At 58.1% G+C, this 10,909-nt stretch carries 4 protein-coding genes; 2 read left to right on the top strand and 2 right to left on the bottom strand.

What is annotated here, in order from left to right:
• Positions 1-51: 51 nt before the first annotated feature.
• Positions 52-3,450, bottom strand: a complete 3,399-nt coding sequence (locus GGR27_RS19610; protein WP_245184767.1) for an efflux RND transporter permease subunit — start codon at positions 3,448-3,450, stop codon at positions 52-54.
• A 645-nt stretch (positions 3,451-4,095) separates the two neighbouring features.
• Complete coding sequence (locus GGR27_RS19605; protein WP_168040594.1) at positions 4,096-7,113, bottom strand: SGNH/GDSL hydrolase family protein; 3,018 nt, start codon at positions 7,111-7,113, stop codon at positions 4,096-4,098.
• Positions 7,114-7,586: 473 nt separating this feature from the next.
• Between GGR27_RS19605 and GGR27_RS19600 the strand changes: the two genes are divergently transcribed.
• Positions 7,587-9,752, top strand: a complete 2,166-nt coding sequence (locus GGR27_RS19600; protein ID WP_168040592.1) for an amino acid permease — start codon at positions 7,587-7,589, stop codon at positions 9,750-9,752.
• Between the two features lie 165 nt (positions 9,753-9,917).
• A complete protein-coding gene (locus tag GGR27_RS19595) occupies positions 9,918-10,829 on the top strand; it encodes a hypothetical protein (RefSeq protein ID WP_168040590.1) in 912 nt (303 codons plus the stop codon).
• The last annotated feature ends 80 nt before the right edge of the window (positions 10,830-10,909 follow it).

Here is a 10,909-nt window from a genome sequence, read left to right as displayed (position 1 = left end):
CGCAGACGTAGAAGTACAGTTGGATGAGTTTAAGAAGTCGCATTCCTAAAGCTAGGAAAACTTGCTTCTACGTGTTTTAGCCCATGATTCGCATTGGTTATCGAAAATGGGCCCGTCGTTCTGCCCGCCCTGGTAGCTGATCTCCAGCGGTGCCCACTGGCCGATGGTGCGGCGGTCTAGCTCGGCGGACTGTACGTCCAGTCGTTGGTTGGTTAGTTCCGGGCTTCGCTCCAGCGCGTATTCCAGGAGCTGGGGGAAGTTGTCGATCGTCTGGGCAAAAACGCTTGAGCTTGGTACCATGGCTACTAGCAAAATTCCCATGGCACCCGCGACCGCGCCCATATTTTTCTGAAAACGCTTGTTATTAACCAGCCAGTAGAGCGCCGGCAGCACGACTAACGTAAGCAGGGTCGAGGACACCAAGCCGCCAATCACCACCGTCGCCAGCGGCCGCTGCACCTCCGCGCCGCTGCCCGTGGAAAGTGCCATTGGCAGGAAACCGAAGGCCGCCACCGCCGCCGTCATCAGCACCGGCCGCAAACGAGTCGCCGCCGCCTCGGTGATGATTTCCCGGAAGCTCAGGGTACTTTCCTCTCGCAACTGCCGGATCGCACTGATCAACACGATCCCGTTCAGCACCGCAATGCCGAACAGCGCGATGAAGCCGATTCCCGACGAAATACTGAACGGCATATCCCGCAGCCACAACGCCAAAATCCCCCCGATTGCCGACAGCGGCACCGCCACGAAAATGACCAGCGCATCGCGGAACGACGAGAAGGCGAGGTACAATAACAAGAGAATCAAACTCAGTGCAATCGGTACGGCCACCAACAACCGCTGGCGCGCACTACGCAAATTTTCGAAGGTGCCGCCGTACTGAATTTCGTAACCCGGCGGCAGTTCGAGCCTCGAAGTCAACCGCGCCTGAATGTCTTCGACCAGCCCGGCTACGTCGCGGTTGCGCACGTTCACGCCGATGTTGATGAACCGCCGCGCCTGCTCGCGCGAAATCAGCATTGGACTCTCCCGTTCCTCAACCACGGCCATTTCGCTTAATGGAATCAATTGTCCGTTGTTAGCCATTAGGGTAAGTTGGGTGAGGTCAAGTTCTCCCCGAAAGCTATCCGCCAGCCGCACGACCAGGTCAAACTTTCTTTCTTCTTCGTAAATCGACCCGACGATCTCCCCCGCGTAAGCCGCCCGCACCAGTTGGTTAGCCTCCTGGATGTTGACCCCAAACTGCGCCATCCGGTCGCGATCGTAGCGGACGTTGAGCTGCTTCAGACCGTCGGTCTGATCCACCTTCACGTCACCGGCCCCGTCGATGGTTTGGATGATTCCGGCGGCTTTATCCGCTTGTTCTTTTAATACCTCGGAGCTTTCCCCGAAGATCTTTACGGAGACGTCCGACTTCGCCCCCGTCATCAGTTCGTTGAACCGTAGCTGGATCGGCTGGGTAAATTCAAACGACGCCCAGGTAACCGGCGCGAGTTTTTCCTTCATCAGTGCCATTAAGTCTTCGGTGTTGTCGGCGGAAGTCCAGTCCGCCTTGTCTTTCAGGATGATCATAATGTCGGCGTCTTCGATGGCCATGGGGTCGGTCGGGACTTCCGCCGTACCGATCTTGGAAACGACGTGCTTTACTTCCGGAAAATTTGCTAATAAAATCTTCTCCGCCATCGTCGAGGTATGGATGCTTTCTTGCAACGAACTACCCGGTTTGATGGATTGCTGCATCGCGATGTCGCCTTCTTCCAGCGTGGGGATGAACTCGCCGCCCATTCGACTGAACAACAGCAGGGATAGCGCCAGCGCAATACCCGCTAAGGCTAGAGTGACAACCGAATTACGCAACGAAACGCCCAGGATTGGCCGGTAGAGTCGTTCGAAAAAGCCCATGATCTTCGCGGCGATTCCTTTCTCCGGGCGAATATTTTTACTGATAAACAAAGAGGCCATCACCGGCACGTAAGTCACCGACAACAACAGCGACCCGAGAATAGCCAAGCTAACGACCTGCGCCATCGGCCGAAAGGTCTTCCCCTCCACGCCTTCCAGCGTCAGGATCGGCAGAAAAACTACGAGAATGATCAGCACCCCGAAGGCCGCCGAGCGGTAGATCCTGCCGGTGGCCGACTGGACAACCCCATCCATCTCCGACTGCGTGAGTTCCTTACCGACGTAGCCGACCGCCAGCACGTGCAGCAGCCCTTCCATGATGATCACCGCGCCGTCGATCACGATACCGAAGTCGATCGCGCCCAGCGACATCAGATTAGCGGAGATGCCGAAGTAGCGCATCGCGATCAGCGCAAACAGCATCGACAGCGGTATGACGGAGGCCACGATCAGCCCCGCCCGTAGGTTGCCGAGTAGGAGCAACAGGACGAAGATCACGATCAGTCCGCCTTCGATCAGGTTGGTTTTTACGGTGTCGATCGTGCGGCCGATCAGGGCGGCGCGGTCGAGGTAAGGGTAAATATCCACGCCTTCCGGTAGCGCGTTTTTGATCGTTTCCATCCGTTCTTCCACGTTGGCGAGTGCTTCGGATGAGTTAGCTCCTTTGAGCATCAGGGTGATGCCGCCGACGACTTCGCCCTTGCCATCCATCGTCATCGCGCCGTAGCGTTTCGCGCTACCCGTGGTGACGGTGGCTACGTCGCGCACCCTGAGCGGCGGGCCGGTCTCGTTGCCCAGCGGAATGGCACCGATCTCGTCCGGCGTGGCCACGCGGCCTTCGGTGCGGATATAGTAGGAGTAGCTGCCGCGTTCCAGGTAGCTGCCGCCGCTGTTCTCGTTGTTGGTTTCCAGGGCGGCAATAACGTCGCTCAGGGCGAGGCCGCTGGTGCGGAGTCGGTTGGGGTCGATGGCTACTTCGTACTGCAACAGGTAACCACCGAAGCTGCTCACTTCAATGATGCCCGCCGTGCCGTTGAGTTGGCGTTTGACGATCCAGTCCTGGATGGTGCGGAGTTTGGTGGCGTCGTATTCGTGGGCGTGGGCCGCGTCGACGGTCAGGACATACTGGTAGATTTCACCGAGGCCGGTCGTGATGGGCATCAGTTCTACGTCGACGCCGCCGGGCAACTCCCCGCCGGCCACGTTGAGTTGTTCCTGGACGAACTGCCGCGCGCGGAGCACCTCCACGTCCTCCTCGAAAACGATGGTGATCACCGATAAGCCGTAGCGGGAGATCGAACGGACTTCCACCACGTCGGGGATGTTGGTCATCGCCGCTTCCAGCGGATACGTAATGAGTTGTTCCACCTCCTCGGGTGCGAACGTGGGCGCGACGCTGACGATCTGCACCTGGTTGTTGGTGATGTCGGGCACGGCGTCGAGCGGAATGCGGGCGGCAGAGAACACGCCGAGGACGGCCATGGCGAGCACACCCAGCAACACGATCAACTTGTTGGCTAAAGAGAATCGGATGATGGCTTCAAACATGAAAATTATGAATGGCGGGTAGCAATGGTTGGGTCTGGTTGTCCTGGCAGCAGTGCGCAGGAAAATACCACCGTCGGGGCCATCGCTAGCCAAATGGCAACAGTAAGCCAATTTAGGTCACCAGTGAACGCTAATACTTGTTTTAGCTCAGCGGATAGCTATTTAGGGGTAATCCAAATACAGAGAGCCGTCTCGGCGAGGTCAAGACGGTGAATAATTTAAACAAGGGGGTAACAAGGCCACTACCACCTTTTACCGGCGGTGCCGCCCGGGTGCCGACCGGACTGACCAAAGTTGGCAGCAATTGGTAATTGCGCTCCGTCCCAAAGCAGGAGGCTACACTTCTAGGATAATGAAAACCCCATGCTGCCACCAGCCGAGGTAAAGGTTTTAATGCACTAAGTAGTTGGACAATATTATTATAACATTTTGACGAGCGTAGCGAGCTGCCTCGTCTCCCCTCTACCTTCGGAGAGGGGCCGGGGGAGAGGGTTACAAGATGTACGTTTAATATTGTCCGAGCACTTACACGTTAGTGGTGTATTGATGGGGTTGAGCCACGATAAGCATCGCCCCGTGGCTCAACAAGTTCGGCGAAATATTCGCACATTAAGAATCCTTACCTGAAAAAACGGCACCCAAGGCCTACCGAACAATCAACCGAATGGTACCCCGCCTAACCCCGGCAACCCCACCACCCGTAAGCGTAGCCACGCAAATAATTACGCCTCCTGAGCTCATCAGTAAATCAGACCGCTCAACCGTAGTACTGAACGGATCGCCCTTTCCGACTTGGTGAAACGAGGTTCCCAGTTCCCGGCCAATCCCATCAATAAATCGTAATTGTAAGGTGCCGCTCAACTCCGGCGTCAACGCAAGCGTGAAGGCCCGGGAGGAAGGATTTGGGTAAGCCGTAAGCTTTATTCCCGGAAAGATATTAAAGGGAATGAGCGATACCGTCCGGTCCGTACAAACCAAGGTATCCAGGCGCAGATCCGCTACCCGCTCGAACAGAATCTTATGTCCGCCGTCGTTGAGGTGGACGCCGTCGCCCGAATCCAGATCGGGGTCGATCGTGCCGGCGTCGGTCGCAACGCCCGTCCAGAAGTCAATGGCGAAATCCCCGTATTCGGCAAGGATAGAATCCCGGACGGCCCGCTGGATGGCAATACGGCTCGCGCTGGAAAAATTACGCGGCTGCGTAGTCGCCACGTATACTTTGACGCCATTAGCCAGCGCCGGGGCGGCAATCCTGCGGAAGTTGAGCATTTGCTCGGCGGCGGATACGTCACTGGCCGCATCGTTGGAAGGCATGTTGATGATGATCGCGAAAGGGTCGAATTCCAGGGCGCGGGTAACGTTGCGCTGCCGGTCGACGTTGAACGCCGCTACCGGTGGCGTGGCGCTGCCGGTCGGGAGAATGTTGTAAGTATTGGCCCCGCCCCGGCCCAGGTTAACGACCTCGTACCGGGTGTCGCCCGCCAATGACGCGGCGTAGCGATTCACCCAGGCGCTGTCCGCCGTGGAAGCACCGGTGCCGGCCGCCGTGGAGGAGCCCAGGACCACAATGGCGCACCGCGTCGTATCCGTAGTGATCTCGAACGCGGCGTCGCTCCGGTCACTCAGGGTGTCCGCGGTAATACGGACCAGGGCCTCGGTGGAAGAGACGGCCGGCACCGACCAGGCGTAAGATTGCGTAAGGGAAGAGACGGTATCGATAGCCGTCCAGTTAGCACCCGCATCCGTGGAATATTCCAGTTCAAGGTTGGCCACGTTCCGGCTGTTCCATTCAATCGTCGCGGTGCGGTCGGCCTGGTAGCGTTCGCCACCGTTCGGTGCGATCAATTCGAGCGTGGTGGGGCCGGAAGGGGCCCGGTCGGGGTAGGTAAGCCGGAGGGCACCGAGATAATAGAAATTACTACCGTTGTTATTATTCGGGCCCGGTTCGATCTTCACCTCAATCGTCCCCGCCGCCGTCGGGAACACTTCCGCCAGGGCAAAATTACTGGCGTTAGAGCTCACGTCGAGGTAAGCGGTGTCTATTGTACTACCGGAGACTGCGTACTGGGTTTCCCGGTTGTCCGTCGCGGTTCGGGAGGCGAAGAGCGCGAGGCGGTGTAATTGATTTGGGTCCAGGCCGGTCAGGGTGAACGCGGCGGTCGGTTCGGTACGGCCACCGAACTCGGCTACGTTTCCGAAGAAGCTGTCACCCGTCGCCGTCGCGGGTAAATCCAGTTCCGGATCGGGGCTTTGTGTTCCGTTCGTATTGATGCCGTTGAACCGGTCGGTAAATTGCAGGCCGACCCCGGTCGTGAAGCCGCCGGAATTGAGCAGCTCGGTAACGCTTCCCATTACGGGGTCGGTCACGTTATTCCAGGGGGCGGGCGTGGTGGCGTTGCCACCGAAGTCGATGAGTACCGTATCCAGCGGAGCCGGCGGTGGGGTCAGGTCGAAGCCCACTCGCACGGCACCCAGGTAATAGAATCCGGAGCCGTTCGTATTATTCGGTCCGGGCGCTGCCGTGATCGTAATGCTGCCGTCCGCGGCGGGGAACTGGGTAACGGTGGCGGTGCCGCCGCTGTTGGATGCCGCGTCGAGGTACACCGTATCCATTCCCAAACCCCTCACTTCGTAGGCGGCCTCCCGATTATCCGTTGCCGTGCGGGAGGCGAAGAGTGAAAATTCGTACCGAAGGCTGGGGTCCAGCCCCGTAAGTCGTACTGCTCCGGTAGGCGCGGTCACGCCGCCGAAGGGGCTTACGTTTCCGAAGAAACTGTCGCCGGTAGCCGTTGCCGGGAACTTAATGGCGGGGTCGGGGCCCTGGGTCCCGGCAAGGTTAACACCGTTAAAGGAGTCGATTACGGCCAGCCCCACTTCCGTGATGTTTCCACTTACCGTTACCAAATTTGTGAGGACGCCGGTGCGGGCGTCGGTCAGGTTGTTCCAGGGGATGGGGGAAAGAACGGTCCCGAAATCAACCAGGAAAGTATCTGACGTCACGTCAACCACCGGTGGTAATTCCTGCTCGTCGTAACTCACCGTCACCGCGCCCAGGTAGTAAAAGCCTGAACCGTTCGAATTATTTGGGCCGGGGGTAACGGTTACTACAATGCTGCCGTCGGCCGCGGGAAAGACGGTGATTGAGACGAAGGTAGCCATGTTATTGCTCGCATCGAGGCGGGCGCTGTCCCGGTCCACGCCACTGGCCACGTAGCTGGCTTCGCGGTTGTCGGTCACGTTATCCCGGGAAGCAAATATTCGGAAGGTGTACGCCGTCGCGGGGTTCAGTGAATCCAGCCGGAAGGTGGCGGTCGGTTCGGTTTGTCCGTTGAAGGGCGTTACGTTGCCGAAGAAACTATCGCCGGTCGCCGTTGCGGGGAAGCCGAGGTTTGGGGCCGGCGTCTGCGTGCCACCGGTGTTGATGCCGTTAAAAGCGTCGGTGATCGCCAATTGATAACCGGTCGCCCGGCCATTTGCGTTGGTCAGGTTGGTTATCCGCTCGTCGGCCGCGCTACTCACGTTGTTCCACGGAGCCGGGGAGGGGGTGCTCCCAAAGTCGATGAGGATACTGTCGCGGGCAACACCCTGGCCCGTCACGGAATTGGTGAAAAAGAGGAGGAAGAGCGTAAGTATGGTGACGAAAGGAGTGAGGCGTGGCTGCATGATCAATAATTATTGGGTCTGCTTAAAGATACCGAGCCCGGTAAAAGGAACCCGGTTATCACCTCACCACGACTACGCCACGCTTGCTGGCGGGTGCTTTTAGTGCATTAACCGCGCCTCAGGGGTGGGGACTTCCATTTCCCACGGATTACGAATGATCGTTCGTACAGTGCCCCCGCAATAAACCCTGCACCCGCGGCCGCGCAACATTAGGATCAGTCGGGCGCGGCCGCCGGTGCCAGGTCGTGGGAGAGGCCGGGCGGGTTTGGCTAATAACCGCCCCGGTACCAAAAACCAACGATTGATGTATTCGCACCAGCGTAGCCGGAGAAATCACCGTCGGTACCGTTGTGTTTGCCCTGATTACCGTGCCGTCTCCGGGTTTTAAATCCCTTCCCCGAACCCACGTTTCCGGCGCCCCCGGCGTTCCCAACTAAATAGTCGTAAATTCTCGTCGGGAGACCCACACGCACATGAAAAAATTCGGAACCTTCGGCGGCGTATTCACGCCCACTTTGCTCACCATCCTGGGCGTCATCATGTACCTACGCCTCGGCTGGGTAGTCGGTAACGCGGGCCTGCTCGGTGCCTGGCTGATCATCATCCTGGCGTTTCTGATCACGCTGTGCACGGCCCTGTCCATGTCGTCCATCACCACCAACACCCGGATTGGGGCGGGTGGTGCCTACGCCATTATTTCCCAGGCCCTTGGTCTCGAAGTCGGTGGCAGCCTGGGCATTCCCCGCTACGTCTCGCAGGGGCTGGCGGTGACGATGTACATCTTCGGCTTTCGCGAAGGGTGGCTCTCCATTTTCCCCAACCACCATGCCTTTGCCGTCGATTTGCTAGTCTTCGTGTTGCTTTACGCCATCGCCTACAAAAGCGCGGAACTGGCCATCAAGACCCAGTTCATCATCATGGGCGTCATCGGGCTGTCCCTGTTTTCCATCGCGCTGGCCGCCGGCTTCGGTTCCATGCAGTACGGCACCGCCGAGGTCGCGCGCTTCGGTACGTACGCCGGGGTGGCCGCCGAGGGCTCCGAAAAGTTCTGGCTCGTTTTCGCGGTGTTTTTTCCGGCTTCGACGGGCATTATGGCGGGGGCAAATATGTCCGGAGAGCTAGAAGATCCTCGCAGATCCATCCCCGCCGGTACGCTCTGGGCCGTCGGCATCAGCTTCGTCATCTACATGGTGCTGGCCTTCTGGATCGCCCGCTCGGCCACGGAGGCCGAACTCATCGGGAATTACAACATCATGATCGACCGTGCCTTCTTCCCGCCGCTGATCATCGCGGGCGTGCTCGGGGCCACTTTTTCCTCCGCGCTCGCTTCCATCATCGGCTCCTCGCGCATCCTCTTCGCCATGGGGCAACACCGGGTGCTGCCGCAGGGGGAGTGGTTGGAATATCAAGACGAAGCCGGCCAACCTCGTAACGCCATGATCGTCACCGGCGTACTGATCTTCGCCACCATGCTGTTGCGCGATTTGAACGCCGTCGCGCCCCTCGTCACCATGTTTTTCCTGATCACCTACGCAATGCTCAACATTGTGGTCATCATCGAGCAGCGGCTCGGCCTCATCAGTTTCCGGCCGCAATTTACCGTGCACCCCGTCATTCCCTACGTTGGGCTGATCGGTTCGCTACTCATTATGTTCATCATCAATCCCACCATCAGCCTTGTCTCCTGGGCGCTGATGATCTTTGTCTACGGCGTGCTGAGCCGGCGCAAACTAGAGACCAAGTTCGAGGACGTGCGGAGCGGACTGTTTACCTCTTTCGCCGAGTGGGCCGCCAAGCACACGGCGGAAAATGCGCACCAGCAGGAACGTTCCTGGAAACCCAACCTGCTCGTGCCCGTCACCGACGGAGCCGCCGTGCAGGGTTCGTTCTCGCTCATCAGGGACATCGCTTACCCCAAGGGTGGGGCGGTGCTGATGGGCATCGGCGACGGCCGCAAGGGTTTGCTCAACAACAAACTGGAGTACCTGGCCAAGGCATTCCGCCAAGAAAACGTCTTTTCCTCCGTCGCCATGATGCGGACGGACAGTTTCGCCAGCGGCGTCAACCTGGGTAACCAGGCCCTTACCGCCTCCTTTTTCCGGCCGAACATCGTTTTCCTGAACATGCTCGAAGGCACGGAATCCGTGGCCGATTTCCCCCAGGTAATCGCCGAAGCCCGGCGGCTCGAACTCGGCGCGGTACTCTACGCACCCCACCCCCGCGCGATGCTGGGCCAGCAGCAGATGATCAACGTCTGGCTGCGGCCCCAGGGACCGAACTGGCAAGTGATTACCGCCGCCCACCAGACCCAGGACCTGGCCCTCCTGCTGTCCTACAAACTCAAGCTGAACTGGAAGGCCAGCGTGCGCATCATCACCGTGATCGACAACCCGGACGAAAAAACCAAAGCCCGGCGGTACCTCAAAAACGTGATCGACCTGGCCCGCCTGCCCATCGACGAATTCCTCGTCATCGAGGGCGACTTCGCGGTTGAAACCGCCCGGCCACCGGCGGCCGACATCAACCTGTTCGGCATGTCGCCCGGTCAGACGATCGAGAGCTACCGGCAATTAGCCGAGCGGGCGGATACTAGTTGCTTGTTTATTCTTGATTCTGGGCACGAGAATATTTTTGCTTGATGGCGGGTTTCCGAATCACACTATTTCGAGAGTAGATTTTTTGCCACAAAAACACAAAAGCACAGAAAGTCCTAGCCACGCCGAAGCACCTGACGTTTATTCTTTTTGTGTTTCCGTGTTTTTGTGGCCCAACCTGACCACGTTGAGTGATTTAATTAAATGACCATGGACACAACAACCGACAAACAACCTTCCTTTTTCCAACGCTACCGCTGGCTGTTGCTGGTCCTGCTATTGTTTTTGGTGGGCGGCGGCGGATATTATTACACGCAGCAGAATGACGCGGGGTTTAATCTCACCGATGCCTTCAACCGCTACCGGCAAGAACCGGCTACCGCCACTGGGGGCGACGTAATTCCTGCGGATTCTTTGTTGGATATTCCACCGGTGACGGCGATCGACACCGTACCCACCGATACCCTACCCGCAGCCCGGGTGCCGGATAGTTTCATGGGCTTTGCCCTGCCGGTGTACGACACGTTGCCGCCGATTTATGCGGATAGCGTGATCGTCGATAGCTTTGCTATCGCGGATTCGATTGCCCGGCTTGCTGATAATCCGATGGATGAATTGCCGGAAATTAGGACCGTTCCGCAGGTTCCTTCCGAGGACGACGAGATTATGGTGGCCAATGATGATGTTTTCGTCGCCACTTCCCAACGGTCCGACGATATTTTTGACGGCTTGTTGCCGGGCACGTACCAGTCGCCGGCGGCCGAGCGCACTTTTCTGGAGAATTACTCCGCCAAGGCCATTTCTACCCGGGGTGTTTATAAGCTGGCGGCCATCGCGGGGAAATCATTTTTATTAAAAGAGAGTCCCGAAGTGCTCGAAATATTTAATACGCTTTTAGACGAAGAAGCTATTAATTCCATTGCGGTTAGCGACCGTCAGGGGCGTATACGGTATGCTTCTAATTCAAGGGAGCGTGGGCGCATGGCGGCGGATGTGTACGTCGACCTACCCGTTACCAACGAGGCCATTAATTGGATGCGGCGGGACGGGCTGACGACCACCGGGATTCCCGTTTTTTCGGTGGGTGGTCGTTTGGGGACGGTATTTGTGGTGACGCAGTAAATTATTTTAATAGGTGAGCGTTAGAATTTTGCGCGGTCGTAGATGCCGGGTGAGTACGGAATAAGCGCGGGGCTGGTTCG

Source organism: Neolewinella antarctica (assembly GCF_011927835.1).
Lineage (GTDB): Bacteria > Bacteroidota > Bacteroidia > Chitinophagales > Saprospiraceae > Neolewinella > Neolewinella antarctica.
The sequence above is the reverse complement of the archived record's forward strand: the minus strand, read 5'-3'. Positions and strand labels throughout refer to the sequence as shown.